Here is an 18,639-nt window from a genome sequence, read left to right as displayed (position 1 = left end):
GCGTCGCCATGGTTGGTCCTCCCCGGTATGCGTTCAGCGGGTGAGACGGAATCGGCGGTCAGAAAATGCTCGCTGGCGGTGATAGGGGAAGTGTCGACGCCGGCATCACGGATTCAGGATAAAGCAAAGGGCCCGGTCATTGCGACCGGGCCCTTTTGCATTCACCAACAGGTATCGAAAGCCGCTTACGCTATCGTAATATCTTTAGACAGATACACATCCTGAATCGCATTGAGCAACTCGACGCCTTCCTTCATCGGCTTCTGGAACGCCTTGCGCCCGGAGATCAATCCCATGCCGCCAGCACGCTTGTTGATCACCGCGGTACGCACTGCCTCGCCCAGATCGGAGTGGCCCTTGGAGCCGCCGCCGGAGTTGATCAACCCGGCACGACCCATGTAGCAGTTGGCGACCTGATAACGAGCCAGGTCGATGGGGTGATCCGAAGTCAGTTCATCGTAGACCTTGTCGTGGGTATGGCCGAAACCGATCGCCTTGTAACCGCCATTGTTCTCCGGCAGTTTCTGCTTGACGATATCCGCCTTGATAGTGGCAGCCAGGTGGATGGCCTGGCCGGTAAGATCCGAGGCAACGTGGTAATCCTTGCCGTCCTTCTTGAAGTCGGGATTGCGCAGATAAGACCATAGCACCGTGACCATGCCCAGTTCGTGAGCGCGTTCGAAAGCCTCGCTGATCTCCATGATCTGGCGGCGGCTTTCCGGCGAGCCGTAGTAGATGGTCGCACCAACAGCGATGCAGCCCATGTTATGGGCCTGCTCGACCTGAGCGAACAGGGTCTGATCATAGATCGCCGGGTAGGTCAGGGTCTCGTTGTGGTTGAGCTTGAGCATCATCGGGATCTTGTGGGCATAGCGACGTGCCACGGAGGAAAGCACCCCCAGGGTCGAGGCGACGCAGTTGCAGCCACCTTCGATGGCCAGTTCAACGATGTTCTTGGGATCGAAATACATCGGATTGGGGGCAAACGAGGCGCCGGCGGAGTGCTCGATACCCTGATCCACTGGCAGCAGCCCCAGATAACCGGTGCCCGCTAACCGGCCATGATTGAACAGGGTCTGCATATTGCGCAGCACATGCGGGGTACGATCGCTGTCCGCCATGACCCGATCGACGAAGTCGGGGCCCGGCAGGTACAGATCGTCTTTCTTGAATCCTTTGCAGGTATGGCTGAGCAGATTATCAGCTTCATCACCCAGCAGTTTGGCAATATCGGTCATCGTGATTAGTTCCTCCTTAAGGTGACGGCGGCCTTGCGTCCCGCAAGCATATTCAAAAATACGCTCATCATCTTGCCGATAAGTGACACACTTTTCCAGCTTAGGTGCGCCGCACAAAAAACAGGATCATTCTAAGCCTGATGGACCAAAAAAAGCGCCTCCCGCGAAGGAAGGCGCCTCGGGCACGGAATATCGCGAGCGAATCAGGCCGCCTTGACCTCGATACGCCGGCGGCGATGGGTTTCGCGCTTGGGCAATACCAGGCGCAGCACACCGTCGCGGATTTCCGCTTGGATCGAGTCGGCATCGATCTCATGGCTCAACGTGAAGCGACGCGCGTACTGATCGCCGCGTATCTCCGCGTAGGAGGCGGAAACGCCGTTTGGCATATCGATCTTGATATCGCCTTCGATGCTCAGCACATTTTGATCCACCTCGATGTGCAGCGACTCCTGAGTGACCCCCGGCATATCGGCGATCACATGCAAGGCGTCGTCCTGCTCGTAGATATCCACCGCCGGCAGCAGCGTACGGCGCTGTTCCTGCTGGGTCGCGACATCGCGGTCGGTTTCGCGTTTAGTGACATCATTCATGACTCAACACCTCCTTGGGTCTCAAGCTGTCTTGATTTCGACACGACGCGGCTTCATCTCCTCGCGCTTGGGCAGATGGATTTCGACCAGCCCATTGGCGGCCCTTGCCTCGGCCCGCTCGGTGTCGACACCATCGGGCAGGGTGACGGAGCGCGAGAAGTCACCGCTGAAACGCTCCTGGCGATAGTAGGCGCGCTGCTGGCGCTCGCCTTCTTCCGATACCGACGAACGGCGGCCATGCAGGGTCAATACGTTGTCCTGCACGCTCACCTCGAGCTCTTCGGTCGTCAGCCCTGGGGCGAACACGTATACCAGGATGGCATCATCCGTGCGGCCCATGTTGATCATGGGAAAAGTGCCGCGCGGCACCGAGCGAATATCCGAAGTGGCCTGGGGAAAAAACTCGTCCATGACCTGCCGGAACCAATCAAAATCCGCAGATCTGGAGCCGTTGGAACGCCAAAGATCTCCGAACATGATCGAACACCTCCTTACACAAAGTCAGTGATGATATACCCCTTGGCGAAGCCGGTTATGTAACTTGGCTCGCTACTGACAAAGATGGATGTCGGCAGTCAAAATTCAAGGCCTCATCACTCGAAAATCGTATTTTTCATCTTGCGGGTCAGCGTATTGCGCCCCCAGCCCAGCAGCTCGGCAGCATCCCCCTTGCGCCCACCGGTGTGTTGCAGAGCCGTTTCGATGAGAATACGCTCGAACTCCGGCATCGCCTCCTCCAGCAGATGGGTATGCCCCGCATTCAGGGCACGGTCTGCCCATTCGCGGAAGGCCCGACGCCAATCTCCGGCGGCACCCTCGGGATTCTCCATATCGCGCAGTTCCGGTGGCAGATCATCGACCAGGATCTCTCTCCCCGAGGCCATTACCGTCAGCCAGCGACAGGTATTCTCCAATTGGCGTACGTTACCCGGCCAAGGCAGACGGGTTAGATGCTGCTCGGCTGCGGGGGTCAACACCTTGGTCTCGGTGGTGAGCTCTCGGGCGGCCTCGGCGAGGAAATGATGCGCCAGCCGCGGAATATCCTCGCTACGCTCGGCCAAACGCGGCAGATGGATGCGAATCACGTTGAGTCGGTGGAACAGATCTTCGCGAAAACGACCATTCGCCACCAGCTGCTCGAGGTTCTGGTGGGTGGCGGCAATGATACGCACATCGACCTTGACCCCATTGTGACCACCGACGCGATAAAACTCGCCATCCGCCAGCACTCGTAATAGTCGCGTCTGGGTGTCCGGCGGCATATCACCGATCTCATCGAGAAACAGCGTACCGCCATCCGCCTGTTCGAAACGCCCACGGCGCTGAGCGGCGGCGCCGGTAAAAGCGCCCTTCTCATGGCCGAAGAGCTCGGATTCCATCAGGTCCTTGGGTATCGCCGCCATGTTCAACGCCACGAAAGACTGGGTCTTGCGCGGACTGTGCTGATGCAATGCCAGAGCTACGCGCTCCTTACCGGTTCCTGACTCGCCATTGATGAGGACGGTGATATGAGATTGCGCCAGGCGGCCAATGGCGCGAAACACTTCCTGCATGGCCGGTGCCTCACCGATGATCTCTGCGGCGACTCTGATTGGCGCAGCGGCCGGCGTGCGGCGTTCACGGGCATGGGCGATAGCGCGACGTACCAGCGCCAGGGCCTCATCGACGTCGAAGGGCTTGGGCAAGTATTCAAAAGCGCCCCCCTGGTAGGAGGCCACTGCACTGTCCAGGTCGGAATGGGCGGTCATCACGATGACCGGTAGATCGGGATGGGCATCACGGACACGCGCCATCAAATCGAGTCCATCGAGTCCGGGCATCCGGATATCGGTCAGCAGCACCTCGGGAGGCCGATACAGTACTGTTTCCAGCGCGAGATCGGCTCGCTCGAAACTCTCGATCTCGATATCCGGCTGAGAAAGAGCACGCTCGAGCACCCAGCGAATGGCGCGATCGTCATCGACGATGACGACCCGGGCGGTTTCTGTCATGGGGCCTCCGGAGGCTGAGGGAAGTGGTTCCTGGTGGATCGGGAGCAGGATATTTCCAGAGGTATCAACAGACGAAACTGGGTATGACCGGGCTCGGAGTCGCTTTCGATCAACCCTTGGTGCTGTTGCAGGATCGACTGGGCAATGGCCAGGCCCAGACCGCTGCCTTCGTCGCGTCCGGATACCATCGGATAGAACAGCGTATCGCGCAGCCGCTCGGGAATGCCGGGGCCGTTATCGATCACGGCGATCTCGCACACCAGCCGGTGTCGCTCGCCCCCCAGGGTGAATTGCCGGCGCGCCCGAGTGCGCAGTATCAGCCGTGGCGCTTCGGTATTGCCGCCTTCCATGACTTGCACCGCGTTGAGCGCCACATTGAGCACCGCCTGGATCAGTTGAGCCTCGTCACCGATCAGTTCCGGCAGGCTGGGATCGTAGTCACGCACATAGTCGATGCGCGGATGTTCGGCCAGAAGCAAGGTCCGCACTCGCTCCAGTACCTGATGAATATTCAGAGACTCATGTCGGCATGGATGATGGGGGCCCAGCATACGATCGACCAGGTCACGCAAGCGATCCACTTCCTCGACGATCACCCGGGTATATTCCGTGAGGGCCGGATCCGATAGATCACGCTCGAGCAGCTGAGCTGCTCCGCGGATGCCGCCCAGAGGATTCTTGATCTCATGGGCCAACCCACGAGACAGCACCTTGACGGTCTTCTGGCGAGCGATCAACGACTCTTCCCGGGATATTTTCAACAAGCGATCCCGAGGCTCGATCTCCAGCAGCAATTCGTTGTCGCTCACGGGAGTGACGGTGAAGTCGACGGTAATGACGTCACCACCGGCCAATACCAACTTCGCTTCACGCTGGGTAAACGGATGAAAAGCCTTGAGTGCCTTGGCCAGCACATCGGCCACCCCGGCATTTTCACCTTCCAGACTCTCGAGCCGCGTTCCTTGTACTCGGCCCAGGCTTGTCGCGAGCAACGCCTCGGCAGCGGGGTTCATCCAGCGTACCCTGAGCGTCCTATCCAGCGTCAAGACGGCCGTCGTCAAATGTTCCAATAAACGTTGGTACATAAGATGATCCCATGAAGAGCATGCATGCACATGAATCTTGCAAGAACTGCACCATCTCGACGATGGCAGGAGTGATCATGCCCTTGGATATCGACGCGCCAGATTATTGCACCATTATGGCGCATGCCTGGCCTGCGTGCCGAGTCTCTTGAAAACACCCAGAAGGGAGCACTCGCCAATCGTTGACGCTCAGTTGCCCGTCTGACCGGGAGGGCGCCCTGCTGGGTTGTTCGGGTTAGAAGGCAGATTGACGCTGGCACGATGCACATACAGCGTCACCGGATCGCTGCGATGGCGCACCTTGCCCTGGGCATCCAGCAACTCAGCGAGCAAGGTGTGCTCGCCTCGATTCAGATTATTGAGGATGAAGGCCTGGGTGTGCATTGCCGACTGGCTGATGTCGCCATCCACCAGCAGTCGAATACGATGATCCTTGCGTAGCGCGGGCTCGACATCGATATCGACGACAAGATCGCCGGCATAACCGGTCTGTAGCGTATAGCCATCCTCCGGCGAGAGAATCCTGAAGGTGGAATAGGGCATGAAAGGGCCCGCAACGCTGCGCGAGGGACGCGGGGAAACATCCTTGCCTGATGCCCTCTTGGGGGAAATCTTCAATATCTCGGGTGAGACCGCTTCCCGTGAAGGCACGACCGTGAGGGGCTGTAGCTTGAGGCGTTGGCTGTTTTCCCGGGGGGTATCGGTGAACACGATGTTGCCCTGGTCATCGACGCTGCGATAAACCGTGGCCGCCTCGAGGCCATTCAAGGGCAGGCTACACATTAATATGCACCATAGAAAATGCCTCATGGCTACTTCCTCGGGTAATGGCCGCATGCATTGACTTGTATTTCAATGAAAAGGGGCTCCCGAGGGAGCCCCTGCGTCTATGCTATATCGGCCGCAGCCCTCTCTACTGTAATCAACAGCTGTAATACATATCGAACTCAAGAGGATGTGTCGCCATGCGCAGTCGCTCGACATCCTCACCGATCACCTCGATGTAGGCATCAATCATGTCGTCGGTGAACACCCCGCCCTCGGTGAGGAAGGCGCGATCCTTGTCCAGCGACTCGAGTGCCTGTTCCAGACTCGTCGCCACGGTGGGCACGGACTTGCCCTCTTCTGGCGGCAGATCGTAGAGATTCTTGTCCATGGCGTCACCGGGATGGATCTTGTTCTTGATGCCGTCGAGACCCGCCATCAACAGCGCCGCAAACGAGAGATACGGATTGGCGACCGGGTCCGGAAAACGCGTCTCAACGCGCTTGCCTTTGGGGCTGGCGGTGTAGGGAATACGAATCGAGGCACTGCGATTGCGTGCCGAGTAGGCCAGCATTACCGGCGCCTCGAAACCCGGTACCAGACGCTTGTAGGAATTGGTGGCCGGATTGGTAAAGGCGTTCAGGGCTCGAGCGTGCTTGATGACGCCCCCGATATAGTAAAGCGCCATCTCGGAGAGTCCGGCGTACTCGTCACCGGCGAACATGTTCTCGCCATCCTTCCAGAAGGATTGGTGAATATGCATGCCGGAGCCGTTGTCTCCCACCAGCGGCTTGGGCATGAAGGTTGCCGTCTTGCCGTAGGCATGAGCCACGTTGTGAATGACGTACTTCATTTCCTGAACTTCGTCGGCCTTCTTGACCAGCGTGTTGAATTTCACGCCGATTTCGTTCTGGCCGGCATTGGCCACCTCGTGGTGATGCACCTCCACCGACTGACCGATCGCCTCCAGGGTGTTGCACATGGCGCTTCGAATGTCGTGATGGGAGTCCACCGGGGGGACCGGGAAGTAGCCGCCCTTGACCCGCGGACGATGGCCGAGGTTGCCGCCCTCGACGCTGGTGGAATCCGTGGCCCAAGCACCCTCTTCAGAGGAAATACGATACATGGCGCCCTGGATATCGCTCTTCCAGTGCACCTCATCGAAGATGAAGAACTCCGGTTCCGGGCCGAAGAAGGCGGTATCGCCCAGCCCAGTACTGGCAAGATACGCCTCGGCGCGCTTGGCAATGGAACGCGGATCACGCTCGTAGCCCTGCATGGTGGCGGGCTCGATGATATCGCAGCGTAATACCAGGGTGGCATCTTCGGTAAACGGGTCAAGAAAACCCGAACCATCTTCCGGGCGCAGGATCATGTCGGATTCGTTGATTCCTTTCCAACCAGAAATAGAGGAACCGTCGAACATCTGACCATTCTCGAAAAATTCATCGTCGACGGCGCTGGCGGGAATGGTGACGTGCTGCTCTTTGCCCCGGGTATCGGTAAAGCGCAGATCAACCCAGCGAATGTCGTGCTCTTCCATCAGGGCGAGAGTCTTTTCTGACATGGTTTTCTCCACAGAGTGAGTGTTAAGCGCGGATCGATAGAAATGGACGCAAACTGCAGTGTTGTAGCATGCCGAACCATTATTGCCCATGGCAGGTCTTTTCGATCAACTTGCTGCCAATGACTGGGCAAAAGGCGTGCCATAAACGCCGGAATAATATAAAAAAGACATAAACCATTGATACCAATTGCTAAAATAACGAAAACTCAGTGTGCTCAATAGGCCGCATGGCGTTACGAGGCATAATTTTAGCCGCTCTTAATTCTGCCATAGCGGATCGTGCACCATGTGAGAGCCTGTACTTGCTTTGTTGCACCATTATGGTGCTTTTGAGACGCGCAGCATGAATTATCGAGCAAAGATTAACGGACTCAACCGACAAAACGTGAAAAAACCATGCGCCGACTCTATCGAAATCAGCCGCTCCACGCATTGATACGCTCTGAAACCAACGGCTACTATTTATTTACATAAAAACAGCGCCAAGATCACCGCTAAAGCGAGTGACCGCATGAATGCATGGCTGATATTAGTGGCTCGAGTAATCCCCACGTCACCGCCGCGACAAGCAGCCAGCCAATAGGATTGGGTCACCCTGACAATGAATCATTTTTGCATCATCATCGACTCTCAGCGCGGCTACGCACGCCTCGATAGATGCCTGGAAGCCGTTACCCATGCAATCAATACGACCGATAGCCCTGTTGACATCATCGTACTCGTCGACAAGGTGCGTTCACGCTATGTCATGCTGGCCGAACGCCATAATGCACAACTGCTTGAGCGCTCCGCCGGCACACGTGGGCAGCGTTACAATGCTTGCGCGCACCATACGCAAGCCACTACGTTGGTCTTCATCGATCCCCTGGTGGAATTGCCCAAGGGCTGGCTGGCCTGGTCGGAGCGGGCCATGCTCGAGCGCGCCTGGGACGCCGTCGCCCTGACCGTGATCGGCACCTCAAAGCTTCCCTGGTTGACGCGCCTGCTCTATTCCACTGGCGATACATTGGCGCTGAGCGTCAAACGACAGTGGTTCGAGCGTGTGGGTGGCTTCGATGTCGAACGCGAACAAGGCATCGAGAGCGATCTTCTATTACGACTTGTCGCCTGTCATGCCCGGGTTCTGAATCAGACGCCGGAAGGCAACCGAGCAGCGGGGTGAACCAGTGAGCGCCCTGAGCTTTACACACAACATGGCACAGGATTTAGCACAGCGCCTACGCGGTCATTGGCGACGCACGCTCGCGGGTGGTGAGCGCGGGCAACGAGCGCTGTTGCGATTGCCCCGGGTACTTGCCAACGAGGACGAGGCGCGCTTGCCGCATTGCGCCCCTTGGTGTCTGGGTCCATCAAGTTTCGAGCACTTGCTCATCGCATTGAACGATATCGCCCGCCCGGTCAATCTCGCCACCGCACTCACGCCCCACTTCGAGATGCACCCCTGCATTGGCCTGACCCTCGACACCCCATGGCGTCATGACATCGACAACGCCACGAACCTGCTCGACCATTACGCCATTCCGGCGAGCATCTTTGTTACCTCGACTCCCCTCGAAGACACAGGCCTATGGCGTGTGCTGATCGGCGACGGCTTGTGGCGACGACACCTTCCCGAGCGGATTCGTGACGCTCTGGGCGACACAGGATTGCCCCTGCCGCCCATGCCCCCCAAGCATCCCGACAACGCCTACAGCCGTGCGCTGTTGAACTACTTCCTGCAGCTTGAACATGCCGACTCGCGGCGCCTGTCCGAGATCGGCGAACACCTACTGGATATCCTCGATCATTCACTGCAACCGATCGACCCGTTCAGTGCGCGCCGCCTGGAAAGCGGGGGCTTATGCCGTTTCGGTGCCGGCGGACTTCGCTTTGATGGGCAAGATGACAACCTGCTCCGCCAGCAGATGCGCCGCTCGCGTAAGACCCTGGCTCAGCTTTGTCGTGAACCGCTGACGGCGATCACCTGCACCGGCAAACCACCGTCCTTGACCGCGCAACAAGTGCTTCAACGATGCGGCGTCACGACGGCGCTACTCGACACCGGGGGCTGGCTGACTCGGCACAGCGATACCTTGGTTTTACCACGGATTCCCCTCAGTCAGCCGATCGCCCAAAGCCCGGGACGACTATTCGATTATCTGTTCGGCTATCGTTGAAGATCAGCTCCAGCCGGCAAAATCCGTGGGATAAGGTAGCCGTCGGGCACCGCTAGCCACTATAATGCGCCCCCTATTTCCCAGCAGGATCCCGTCGTGATCGAGAAACTTCGCAACATTGCCATCATTGCTCACGTCGACCACGGCAAGACCACCCTGGTCGACAAGCTTTTGAGTCAGTCCGGTACTCTGGATCGCAAGACCGAAGGTCAGGAGCGCATCATGGACTCCAACGACCAGGAGAAGGAGCGTGGTATCACCATCCTGGCGAAGAACACGGCGATCCGCTGGCAGGCACCTGACGAACAGGTTTATCACATCAACATCGTCGACACCCCCGGCCACGCCGATTTTGGGGGCGAGGTCGAGCGTGTGATGTCGATGGTCGACTCGGTGCTGCTCCTGGTCGATGCCGTCGACGGCCCCATGCCGCAGACTCGCTTCGTCACCCAGAAAGCCTTCGATCAAGGCCTGAAGCCGATCGTGGTGGTCAACAAGATCGATCGCCCCGGCGCGCGGCCGGATTGGGTCATCGATCAGATCTTCGACCTGTTCGACAACCTGGGGGCCAGTGACGAGCAACTCGACTTCCCGATCATCTACTGCTCCGCATTGAACGGTATCGCTGGCCCGGAGCCGGAGCAGCTCGCCGACGACATGACCCCCATGTTCCAGGCCATCGTCGATATCGTCGAACCGCCCAAGGTCGAGCGTGACGGCACCTTTCAGATGCAGATCTCGGCACTCGACTACAACAGCTACGTGGGCGTTATCGGCCTGGGCCGTATCAAGCGCGGCAATGTACGCCCCGGCCAGCAGGTCAGCGTGATTTCTCGGCACGGCGACACTCGCAAGGGCAAAATCGGCCAGGTAATGACGCACATGGGGCTCGAGCGTGTGCAGACCGAACAGGCCGATGCCGGCGATATCATCTGTATCACCGGCATCGACGACCTGGCGATCTCCGATACCCTGTGCGATCCGGCGGCACCGGAAGCGCTCCCGGCACTGACCATCGATGAGCCCACCGTCTCCATGACCTTTCAGGTCAACGACTCGCCCTTCGCCGGTCGTGACGGCAAGTACGTCACCAGCCGCAACATCAAGGACCGGCTCGATCAGGAACTGATCCACAATGTCGCGCTGCGCGTCGAGCAGGGCGACTCACCGGAAAAGTTCAAGGTCTCCGGGCGGGGCGAGCTGCACCTCTCGGTGCTGATCGAAACCATGCGTCGCGAAGGCTATGAGCTGGCCGTGGGCCGCCCCGAGGTCATCATCCGCGAGATCGACGGCACCAAACAGGAACCCTACGAAGAAGTCATCATCGACTGCGAAGAACAGCACCAGGGCGCCATCATGGAAGAGCTCGGCTATCGCAAGGGCGAGTTGACCAACATGAACCCGGACGGCAAGGGCCGCGTGCGCCTGGACTTCATCATTCCCGCTCGTGGACTGATCGGTTTTCGCGGCCAGTTCCTGACCCTGACCTCCGGTACCGGCATTCTCACCAGCCGTTTCGATCACTATGGCCCGCTCAAGCCCGACGCCTCCATCGAAAGACGCAATGGCGTACTGGTGTCGATGGTCGATGGCAAGGCGCTGGCCTACGCGCTATACACCCTGCAGGAGCGCGGCAAGCTGATCGTCGATCACGGCACTGAGGTCTACGAGGGCATGCTGATCGGGATCAACAACCGCGCCAGCGATATGACGGTCAATCCCACCAAGGGCAAGAAGCTCGACAACATGCGCGCCTCGGGCAACGACGAGAACATCGTGCTGACCCCGCCGGTGAGATTCTCGCTGGAGCAGGCCATCGAGTTTCTCGATGACGACGAGCTGGTCGAAGTCACCCCGAACCATATCCGCTTGCGCAAGAAGCATCTCAAGGAAAACGAGCGCAAGCGTGCCAACAAGAACTGATTCGGTATTTGTTCCTGCGCTTTCCGGCCCGCCTTCATCGGCGGGCTTTTTAACGGGTAGTACCCTGCAATAATCAAAACTTACCCAAGAAGCGTTATGCTATTAGCCGTCACATTGTCCGAGCAATGGATGCGACGGCTCAACTGCCACCCTGCTATTCGCCAGTAAGGCCTGCCATGACTATCGAATCGCTCCCCCTATCGCTTCAGAGCCTACGCGCCACTCGAGCAAGCCTTCGCGATGCGGTGATCCATACGGCTCAGTGGCATAACGACGTTCTTTCCGCTGCATTAGGCACGTCGCTTGCCTTCAAGTTCGAGAACCTGCAACGTGCGGGCTCCTTCAAGATACGCGGCGCCACCAACAAGATTGCTCGGTTGCTGGCTGACGATGCTCAGGGCAACGGGGTGATTGCCGCTTCCGCCGGCAACCATGCCCAAGGCGTGGCCCGGGCTGCTGGCCTCGCAGGACTTCGCGCCGTTGTGGTCATGCCGACCAACGCGCCTTTAACCAAGATAGAAGCCTGTCGCAAGATGGGCGCCGAGGTTCATTTGCATGGCACCAACCTGGAACAATCTACCGAGCTTGCCCTGGAAATTGCCCAGCGGGACAATCTGGCTTTCTTGTCTCCCTACGACGACTGGGATGTGATCGCCGGCCAGGCCAGCTGTGGTCTCGAAATGTTAGAGGACGCGCCGGACACGACGCTTGCCGTGGTGCCCCTCGGGGGTGGCGGCCTGCTGTCCGGGGTGGCGCTGGCCCTCAAACTGCAAAATCCTGCCATTCGTGTCGTCGGCGTACAAACCGACACCGTGGCACCTTGGCGGCGCTTTTTAGTGGATGGCAGCATCGAGGAAGTCGCTCCCGATGCCCACACCATCGCCGATGGCATCAAGGTCAAGCGTGCCGGCAAGCTGACCCGCCAGGTCATCGCCTGCTACGTAAACGATATCGTCACCGTCAGTGACAATGCCATCGCCGAGGCCATCGTCACCCTGCTCGAACATACTCATACCATCGGCGAAGGGGCCGGGGTCACCGGCCTGGCTGCCTTGATGAGTGGAAAGATTCATGTCAGCGATCAAGACCGGGTCGTCTGCGTGATCTCGGGTGGTAACGTGGATATGAGCCTGGTGGGCCGCTCCATCGACTATGGCCTCGCCTCCAGCGGCCGCCTGATAAGCCTTTCGGTCACTATTCAAGATACGCCAGGCAATCTCGCCCATCTGCTCGATACCGTGGCCAAGCTCAGCATGAACATCCGTCACGTGGAACATCGTCGCGGCGAACTCCATGTGCCTGTCGGCATGACACAAGTGATTCTCGAGATGGAAACCCGCGGCCCCGAACATCAAAATCAATTAGTCGCCCTGCTTCAGGAAGAGGGGCTGCAGGTCAACTTGCTGATGGCCAGTGGCGGTAATGACTAGATTGCGTGTCACTCGTTCATTGAATGACCGATTCGCAGAGAGGCTTTACTCTTTCCGGCCCGCCTTTATCGGCGGGCTTTTCGTTACGATTTCAAGCAGGTACAAAATTACTTCGCCTGCGTATCTACTCGCCTGAAACATGACATAAATCAAGGCGCGCCGCCGTGCTTCGGTTACGCTACTCCCAGTTCGTAGCGCTATCATCATGCTACGCTCATGCCCCAGCATTGGATGTGCCCTGCGCCGCCAGGGGCGATTATTGGGATTCAATCAAGGAGTCTTCCCATGCGCGTAACCCCCCTTCTGACCGGTGCCATTTTCCTGGCCTCCATGACCGCAGCCTCCTCGGTAATGGCCTATGGCCAAGGCGACTTCTATACGCGTTTTGGTGTGGCCAAGGTCGCTCCGAAAAGTGACAACGGCGATTTGAACGCTCTCGGTATCAACGAGATCGATGTCGGTGACGATAGCGCCTTCGCCTTCACTCTGGGCTATCGCTTCCTCGACCAGCTAGGTATCGAGCTGCTGGCTGCGGAGCGCTTCGAGCACGATATAAAGCTGGATGGTGCCAACGTGGCGTCGACCAAGCACCTACCCCCGACCCTGACCCTGCAGTACTACCCCTTCGGTGGAACCGACTCCCGGGTACAGCCTTACATCGGTGCCGGCGTGAACTACACCCGCTTCTCGGATGAAACACTCGATCTTCCCGGTGCCGATCTCGACCTGGACGACTCCTGGGGCTACGCCGCGCAACTCGGCGTCGACCTGTTGATCAGCGAACACTGGGCACTCAACGCTGCCGCCTGGTATCTGGATATCGACAGCGATGCCACCGTCTCGGCTGGGGGTGCCAACTACGATACCGAAGTGGAAATCGATCCGCTGGTGGTCATGGGTGGTCTGAGCTTCCGCTTCTAAGACTCAGCGTTTTTCGGATCTTCATAAGACGGCCCAGGGGGTCGTCTTCTTGTTGTTGGCTTGGCCCTGGTACGATTTGCGTTTTCATGCTTTCCCCCTAGGCTTGGATCAGGAGAACAATTTACGACAGGGAGAAAACGATGAAGCCTTTCCTGCTTGCCACGAGCCTCACCTGCGCCACTTTCATTACGCCATTCCCCGCCTTGGCGGCCTCTCAACAAGAGGTCCTCGAGGCCGCCCAGCAGCAGGAGCAGGCATTGCTCGAGACGCTGGAAACCTTGGTCAATATCGACTCCGGTACCGGTGACGAGCAAGGGCTCAATAAGGTCGTCAGCATACTCGAACAGCGTCTCGAACGGCTTGGCGCCGAGATCGAAACACGGCCTGCACCGAAGTTCGGTGGTAAAACACTAATCGGCACCCTAAACGGTGACGGCGATCAGAACATCATGCTGATGATCCACTACGACACCGTGTTCGGCGAAGGCGAAGCAGAGAAACGCCCCTTTCGCACCGAAGATGGGCGTGCCTACGGCCCCGGTGTCGGTGATGCCAAGGGCGGGATCGCGGTGATCTTGCACGCACTGAAGATACTCGAAGAACTTGATTTCAAGGAGTACGGCACTCTGACGGTAGTCTTCAATCCGGACGAAGAAAAAGGCTCTCTCGGTTCACGAGAGGAGATTCAACAGCTTGCCAAGGATCAGGATGCCGTACTGGTCTTCGAGCCAGCGCTGGGTGAAGACGATGTGGATGCGGTTACCGTAGTGACCAAGGGCATCAACTACGTCTTCCTCGACGTTCAAGGCCGTGCCTCCCACGCCGGTAGCGCTCCGGATCAAGGACGTAACGCGATCATGGAGCTCTCCCACCAGCTTCTGCAGCTCGATGAGCTAGGCAATGCCGACAAGAAGACCACTCTCAACTGGACCATCGTCGACGGCGGCACCAAGCGCAATATCATTCCCGAACAAGCCCACGCCGAAGGCGATATGCGCTACTTCGATGCCAGCGAATACGATCGGGTCATGAAGGAAGCCAAGAACATCATTCAGGACAAACTCATCGACGGCACGACGGTGGATTTCCATATCGATAAAGGCCGTCCGCCGATGCCAGCCAACCCCCAGACCCAGGCGCTGGCCGAGCAAGCACAGCAGATCTACACGGAACTGGATCGCAACCTCGAGGCCATCGAGATCGGTGGCGGCACCGATGCCGCCTATGCCTACAACCCGGACGCCGATAAGCCGGCGGTGCTGGAGTCCCTGGGGCTGGTGGGAGGGCGTTATCATAGCGCCGATGAGTTCATCGTACTCGACAGCGTGGTACCGCGGCTCTACCTGGCGACTCGCATGATCATGACGCTCTCTGAGCAAGAGCCCGATTCTTGAACATATCAAGACAGTTGTAGATAGCGATGTAGGCTTTCGCCCAGTGGCCTCGTCCAGCTAAGCTTGGCATGTACGAGAACCCACAAGGAGAGGACGCATGCATACACACATCGACTGGGACGATCCCGGGGCCAATGGCGTCACGGCACACTATGCCAAGGACCCCAATGACTACGGCGAGCCGCACCCTGGCACCATCGTCTCGGGGCGCTATCAAGGCATGAACGTGCGGGTCAAGGTCGAAGCCTACAAGGACGGCGTCAGCATCGGCGAGGTCGCCGCCCTGATCGATGCCAAAGGCGAACGGGTCAAGCAGCACGGCAAACTCAGCTTGGGGGACACGGTGCGATTACCCGACGACAAGCGAGCCTTCGAATCCGCTCCGGCTTCTCCCAAGGATGATGACGACTGAAATCCATCCATTGTTCGACGCAGGTATCTTGAGCCGGACCTGTTGAACCGACAGCCGATCCCCTGAACGTTGGCCGACGACTCAACTGACAGGGGGTCTCAAGTCTATCACTGCGAATTAATTCCACTACTGAGCTCGATCCTGACGATGCCCAAGAACTAGTCCTGTCTGAGTAACGACATCAACAAACCGAGCTACCACGGGGTTGGTACTGCTCGACGACCACACCATTTCCGTCACTAATTTGGCCTTAGTACCCGCAAGCGGGCGCAGAACAATATCGCGTCGATTATGGTTAAGGTCACAATCAGGGTAGATGGTTACTCCCATTTGTGCCGCGACCAAGCCAAATATGCTGTCACTGTTCGGCGCTTCTTTGACCACCCTCGGAATGAATCCTGCTTCAAAGCACAATGCTTTGATTTGAGAGATAAAATGCCGCCATGTATGCATATTGCCTAACACAAAGATTTCCTTCGAAAGAGCTTTTAGGGGTACGCTTTCTAATTCAGCCAAAGGATGGCAGCGGGGTAAAACTGCCATATAAGGAGCTTCGTGCACGATAACTTGCCTCAATCCTTCACCGCTGACGGGGCCGGTTAAAAATCCCACATCGAGCCTTCCAACTTCGATCGCCTCTAGTTGCTCATGAGAGTCGCAGCGCACAAGATCAATACTGACGTTGGCCAGATGACTATGGAAAGTAGCCAATAGCGAAGGCAGAACCCCATTGATCGCAAAATCCGTATAGCCAATCACTAGCCGTCCAGACTCGCCTTTATTCGCTTTGAGAGCCCGCTGCTCGGCACGCTCCATTGCTTCCCTCGCGAGATAACACTCCTCGAGAAATACTCGCCCCGCAGCAGTCAAGCTGACATGCCGGCGGCTACGCTGCAGCAAGGTTACCTCCAACTGTTCTTCCAGTCGCCGTATCGCACGGCTGAGTACGGGCTGGGCTACGTGTAAACGCTCACCGGCCCGGCGGAAATGCAACTCTTCGGCAACGGCAATGAAATAGCGAATATGCGGCTGCAAATGCCTCATGACTGATACCTTTCAAGTATCAAAAAATCGATTATTGATATTATACGTCCCCGCCTTGCTCCACTACCTTGGTTAAGACAAAGGCTTCCCCATTGCCTGTCAGACAACACAAAATTAATTCAGAAGGGCAATATCATGCTCAAAGAACTCGCGATCAATCAGGATCGGCTTTGGCAGCGGCTAATGTCCATGGCGGAGATCGGCGCTACACCTTCAGGCGGCAGTTGCCGGGTGGCCCTTACCGACGAGGACAGGCAGGGTCGTGATTTGTTCATCGCTTGGTGTCGGGAGCTTGGGTGCGACATCCGAATCGATCGCATGGGCAATATCTTTGCTCAACGTCCCGGCACCGACCCACAGCGCCCGCCCGTCGCCTGTGGCAGCCATCTCGATACCCAGCCCCACGGCGGGAAATTCGATGGTGTCTATGGCGTACTGGCAGGCGTCGAAATTTTCGAAACGCTCAATGAACAGGGCATCGAAACAACAAGCCCTCTGGAAATCTGTGTCTGGACCAATGAGGAAGGCGCGCGCTTTGCTCCGCCCATGGTCTCTTCGGGCGTATTCGGCGGCAGCTACGATCTTGATTATGGACTGAGCAGGGAAGATACCGACGGCATTACCCTTGGCGAGGCTCTGGAAACCATCGGCTATGCGGGGAGTCTCCCCTGCGGCGATCATCCTCTCAGTGCCTTTATCGAAGTCCATATCGAGCAAGGCCCAATACTCGAACGCGATTCTGACACTATCGGCGTGGTCACCGGCGTACAAGGCTCCCGCTGGTACCAGGTCACCTTTCAGGGACAGGATGCGCATACCGGTTCAACGCCGATGCAAGGTCGACGCGATGCCTTGGTGAGCGCAGCGCATCTGGTCATTGCCGTCAGAGGCATTGCCGAACACTATGCTCCTTCCGCGGTTGCGACCGTAGGGCGCCTCGACGTCTCGCCCAATTCCAACAACACGATTCCGGGAGAGGTGACGTTGACTGTGGACATGCGCCATGCGGACCCACAGACGCTCGATGCCATGCAAGCAGAACTCTATGCCGCCGTGGACAAGACGGCTGAACAAGAGGGGACCGGGGTCGAGCGACAACGCATCATGGACACCCCTCCGATCCATTTTAACGAGCGCTGCATCGACGCGGTTCGCAGCGCGACTCTCGAACTTGGCTATCGCCATCAGGACATACGTTCGGGTGCGGGCCATGATGCTTGTCATATTTCCCGCATCGCACCCACCAGCATGATTTTTATTCCCTGTGCTGGAGGACTCAGTCATAACGAAGCGGAAAGCGCAGAGCCTTCGGACCTTGCTGCCGGTGCCAACGTGCTCCTTCATGCGTTACTCAAACTCGCAGGTTAACGCATATAAATATTGCTTTTATTTAGAACAATCTTTTCGAAGAGGACTATATCAATATTAAAAATCAAGTTAATACCAAAAAACTCAGAAATTTATCGCTATAAACCAGGTAGTTACAAACACAACAATTCTTACTAATTAGCGGAGAATTCACTATGGCATGGTATTTAACCTACACTGTCGTGTACTTCATCTTCATGTTCGCCGTGGGCGCCTATTACTTCACGAAGGTAAAAACCTCGGACGCCTATCTAATCGCCAGCTGGAACATGGGATTCTGGAGTATAACTGGAACAATAATCAGCACATGGTGCGGTGCCGCCGTTTTTATTGGCTGGGTCGGCATGGGCTTTAGTGTCGGGATGTCAGGATACTTTAAATTCGCTCTTCCCGGGATAATTGTAAGCATGCTGCTTATCTTCTTTTTCAGCAGACCACTCAGAAGACAAAGACTCTATACATTAGCCGATTTATTTAGCGAACGCTTTGGGGAAAAGGCAGGGATACTGCCCTCAATATTTTCTGCTTTCGTATATTCGGTTCCCACCACCGCACTGCAAATCGTTGGCATGAGTACGATTTTTAATATCGTCTTCAATATTCCGCTCAATTACGGTATTGCGCTTTCATTTGTTCCTGAATCCGTGATGCCGGCGTCGACACTTCCCCTATCACCGCCAGCGAGCATTTTCTGACCGCCGATTCCGTCTCACCCGCTGAACGCATACCGGGGAGGACCAACCATGGCGACG

General features: G+C 57.3%; 17 protein-coding genes. 9 read left to right on the top strand and 8 right to left on the bottom strand.

Annotated elements, in window-relative coordinates:
- Window positions 1-185: 185 nt before the first annotated feature.
- From ACPF7Z_RS18895 to glnA, 7 genes are all read right to left on the bottom strand, one after another.
- Window positions 186-1,238, bottom strand: a complete 1,053-nt coding sequence (locus tag ACPF7Z_RS18895) for a class I fructose-bisphosphate aldolase (protein WP_425194792.1) — start codon at window positions 1,236-1,238, stop codon at window positions 186-188.
- 203 nt (window positions 1,239-1,441) lie between these two features.
- Window positions 1,442-1,831, bottom strand: a complete 390-nt coding sequence (locus ACPF7Z_RS18890; RefSeq protein ID WP_425194791.1) for an Hsp20/alpha crystallin family protein — start codon at window positions 1,829-1,831, stop codon at window positions 1,442-1,444.
- Between the two features lie 21 nt (window positions 1,832-1,852).
- Entirely contained in the window at window positions 1,853-2,308 is a 456-nt protein-coding gene (locus ACPF7Z_RS18885; RefSeq protein ID WP_425194790.1) for an Hsp20/alpha crystallin family protein, read from the bottom strand.
- A 116-nt stretch (window positions 2,309-2,424) separates the two neighbouring features.
- Complete coding sequence (gene glnG, locus ACPF7Z_RS18880; RefSeq protein WP_425194789.1) at window positions 2,425-3,822, bottom strand: nitrogen regulation protein NR(I); 1,398 nt, start codon at window positions 3,820-3,822, stop codon at window positions 2,425-2,427.
- On the bottom strand, window positions 3,819-4,907 hold the full coding sequence (gene glnL / locus ACPF7Z_RS18875; RefSeq protein ID WP_425194788.1) for a nitrogen regulation protein NR(II): 1,089 nt from the start codon (window positions 4,905-4,907) through the stop codon (window positions 3,819-3,821). The genes glnG and glnL overlap by 4 nt, the downstream gene beginning before the upstream one ends.
- 189 nt (window positions 4,908-5,096) lie before the next feature.
- Window positions 5,097-5,690 carry a DUF4124 domain-containing protein gene (locus ACPF7Z_RS18870; protein ID WP_425194787.1) on the bottom strand — a complete coding sequence of 198 codons (594 nt, stop codon included), beginning with the start codon at window positions 5,688-5,690 and terminating at the stop codon, window positions 5,097-5,099.
- 139 nt (window positions 5,691-5,829) lie between these two features.
- A complete protein-coding gene (gene glnA, locus ACPF7Z_RS18865; RefSeq protein WP_425194786.1) occupies window positions 5,830-7,239 on the bottom strand; it encodes a glutamate--ammonia ligase in 1,410 nt (469 codons plus the stop codon).
- A gap of 601 nt (window positions 7,240-7,840) precedes the next feature.
- On the opposite strand from glnA, the gene ACPF7Z_RS18860 reads away from it, so the two are divergent.
- From ACPF7Z_RS18860 to ACPF7Z_RS18830, 7 genes are all read left to right on the top strand, one after another.
- Window positions 7,841-8,401, top strand: coding sequence for a hypothetical protein (locus ACPF7Z_RS18860; protein WP_425194785.1), 561 nt, complete (start codon window positions 7,841-7,843; stop codon window positions 8,399-8,401).
- Between the two features lie 31 nt (window positions 8,402-8,432).
- Window positions 8,433-9,395, top strand: coding sequence for a polysaccharide deacetylase family protein (locus ACPF7Z_RS18855; RefSeq protein WP_425194784.1), 963 nt, complete (start codon window positions 8,433-8,435; stop codon window positions 9,393-9,395).
- Between the two features lie 96 nt (window positions 9,396-9,491).
- On the top strand, window positions 9,492-11,318 hold the full coding sequence (gene typA, locus ACPF7Z_RS18850; protein WP_425194783.1) for a translational GTPase TypA: 1,827 nt from the start codon (window positions 9,492-9,494) through the stop codon (window positions 11,316-11,318).
- A gap of 176 nt (window positions 11,319-11,494) precedes the next feature.
- Window positions 11,495-12,748, top strand: coding sequence for a threonine ammonia-lyase (ilvA, locus tag ACPF7Z_RS18845; protein WP_425194782.1), 1,254 nt, complete (start codon window positions 11,495-11,497; stop codon window positions 12,746-12,748).
- Window positions 12,749-13,033: 285 nt separating this feature from the next.
- The gene (locus tag ACPF7Z_RS18840; RefSeq protein ID WP_425194781.1) at window positions 13,034-13,669 is read left to right on the top strand and encodes an OmpW/AlkL family protein; all 636 of its coding nucleotides are present in this window, start codon (window positions 13,034-13,036) and stop codon (window positions 13,667-13,669) included.
- Between the two features lie 140 nt (window positions 13,670-13,809).
- Window positions 13,810-15,063 carry a glutamate carboxypeptidase gene (locus ACPF7Z_RS18835; protein WP_425194780.1) on the top strand — a complete coding sequence of 418 codons (1,254 nt, stop codon included), beginning with the start codon at window positions 13,810-13,812 and terminating at the stop codon, window positions 15,061-15,063.
- Between the two features lie 97 nt (window positions 15,064-15,160).
- Complete coding sequence (locus ACPF7Z_RS18830) at window positions 15,161-15,475, top strand: hypothetical protein (protein ID WP_425194779.1); 315 nt, start codon at window positions 15,161-15,163, stop codon at window positions 15,473-15,475.
- A gap of 126 nt (window positions 15,476-15,601) precedes the next feature.
- Here ACPF7Z_RS18830 and ACPF7Z_RS18825 read toward each other — a convergent pair whose 3' ends face one another.
- Window positions 15,602-16,519, bottom strand: coding sequence for a LysR substrate-binding domain-containing protein (locus tag ACPF7Z_RS18825; RefSeq protein ID WP_425194778.1), 918 nt, complete (start codon window positions 16,517-16,519; stop codon window positions 15,602-15,604).
- A 135-nt stretch (window positions 16,520-16,654) separates the two neighbouring features.
- Here ACPF7Z_RS18825 and ACPF7Z_RS18820 point away from each other — a divergent pair, with 135 nt between their 5' ends.
- Both ACPF7Z_RS18820 and ACPF7Z_RS18815 read left to right on the top strand, forming a co-directional pair.
- A complete protein-coding gene (locus ACPF7Z_RS18820; RefSeq protein ID WP_425194777.1) occupies window positions 16,655-17,887 on the top strand; it encodes a Zn-dependent hydrolase in 1,233 nt (410 codons plus the stop codon).
- A 155-nt stretch (window positions 17,888-18,042) separates the two neighbouring features.
- Window positions 18,043-18,582 carry a sodium:solute symporter family transporter gene (locus tag ACPF7Z_RS18815; protein WP_425194776.1) on the top strand — a complete coding sequence of 180 codons (540 nt, stop codon included), beginning with the start codon at window positions 18,043-18,045 and terminating at the stop codon, window positions 18,580-18,582.
- The last annotated feature ends 57 nt before the right edge of the window (window positions 18,583-18,639 follow it).

This window comes from Halomonas sp. GXIMD04776 (assembly GCF_049808615.1).
Lineage (GTDB): Bacteria > Pseudomonadota > Gammaproteobacteria > Pseudomonadales > Halomonadaceae > Modicisalibacter.
This window is presented reverse-complemented; position numbering and strand designations above follow the sequence as displayed.

Excerpts from the sequence above, each read along its gene's own strand:
- ACPF7Z_RS18895 (WP_425194792.1), bottom strand. The coding sequence starts at position 1,238 with ATGACCGATATTGCCAAACTGCTGGGTGATGAAGCTGATAATCTGCTC.
- ACPF7Z_RS18890 (WP_425194791.1), bottom strand. The coding sequence starts at position 1,831 with ATGAATGATGTCACTAAACGCGAAACCGACCGCGATGTCGCGACCCAG.
- ACPF7Z_RS18885 (WP_425194790.1), bottom strand. The coding sequence starts at position 2,308 with ATGTTCGGAGATCTTTGGCGTTCCAACGGCTCCAGATCTGCGGATTTT.
- glnG (WP_425194789.1), bottom strand. The coding sequence starts at position 3,822 with ATGACAGAAACCGCCCGGGTCGTCATCGTCGATGACGATCGCGCCATT.
- glnL (WP_425194788.1), bottom strand. The coding sequence starts at position 4,907 with ATGTACCAACGTTTATTGGAACATTTGACGACGGCCGTCTTGACGCTG.
- ACPF7Z_RS18870 (WP_425194787.1), bottom strand. The coding sequence starts at position 5,690 with ATGTGTAGCCTGCCCTTGAATGGCCTCGAGGCGGCCACGGTTTATCGC.
- glnA (WP_425194786.1), bottom strand. The coding sequence starts at position 7,239 with ATGTCAGAAAAGACTCTCGCCCTGATGGAAGAGCACGACATTCGCTGG.
- ACPF7Z_RS18860 (WP_425194785.1), top strand. The coding sequence starts at position 7,841 with ATGAATCATTTTTGCATCATCATCGACTCTCAGCGCGGCTACGCACGC.
- ACPF7Z_RS18855 (WP_425194784.1), top strand. The coding sequence starts at position 8,433 with ATGGCACAGGATTTAGCACAGCGCCTACGCGGTCATTGGCGACGCACG.
- ilvA (WP_425194782.1), top strand. The coding sequence starts at position 11,495 with ATGACTATCGAATCGCTCCCCCTATCGCTTCAGAGCCTACGCGCCACT.
- ACPF7Z_RS18840 (WP_425194781.1), top strand. The coding sequence starts at position 13,034 with ATGCGCGTAACCCCCCTTCTGACCGGTGCCATTTTCCTGGCCTCCATG.
- ACPF7Z_RS18835 (WP_425194780.1), top strand. The coding sequence starts at position 13,810 with ATGAAGCCTTTCCTGCTTGCCACGAGCCTCACCTGCGCCACTTTCATT.
- ACPF7Z_RS18830 (WP_425194779.1), top strand. The coding sequence starts at position 15,161 with ATGCATACACACATCGACTGGGACGATCCCGGGGCCAATGGCGTCACG.
- ACPF7Z_RS18825 (WP_425194778.1), bottom strand. The coding sequence starts at position 16,519 with ATGAGGCATTTGCAGCCGCATATTCGCTATTTCATTGCCGTTGCCGAA.
- ACPF7Z_RS18820 (WP_425194777.1), top strand. The coding sequence starts at position 16,655 with ATGCTCAAAGAACTCGCGATCAATCAGGATCGGCTTTGGCAGCGGCTA.
- ACPF7Z_RS18815 (WP_425194776.1), top strand. The coding sequence starts at position 18,043 with ATGGCATGGTATTTAACCTACACTGTCGTGTACTTCATCTTCATGTTC.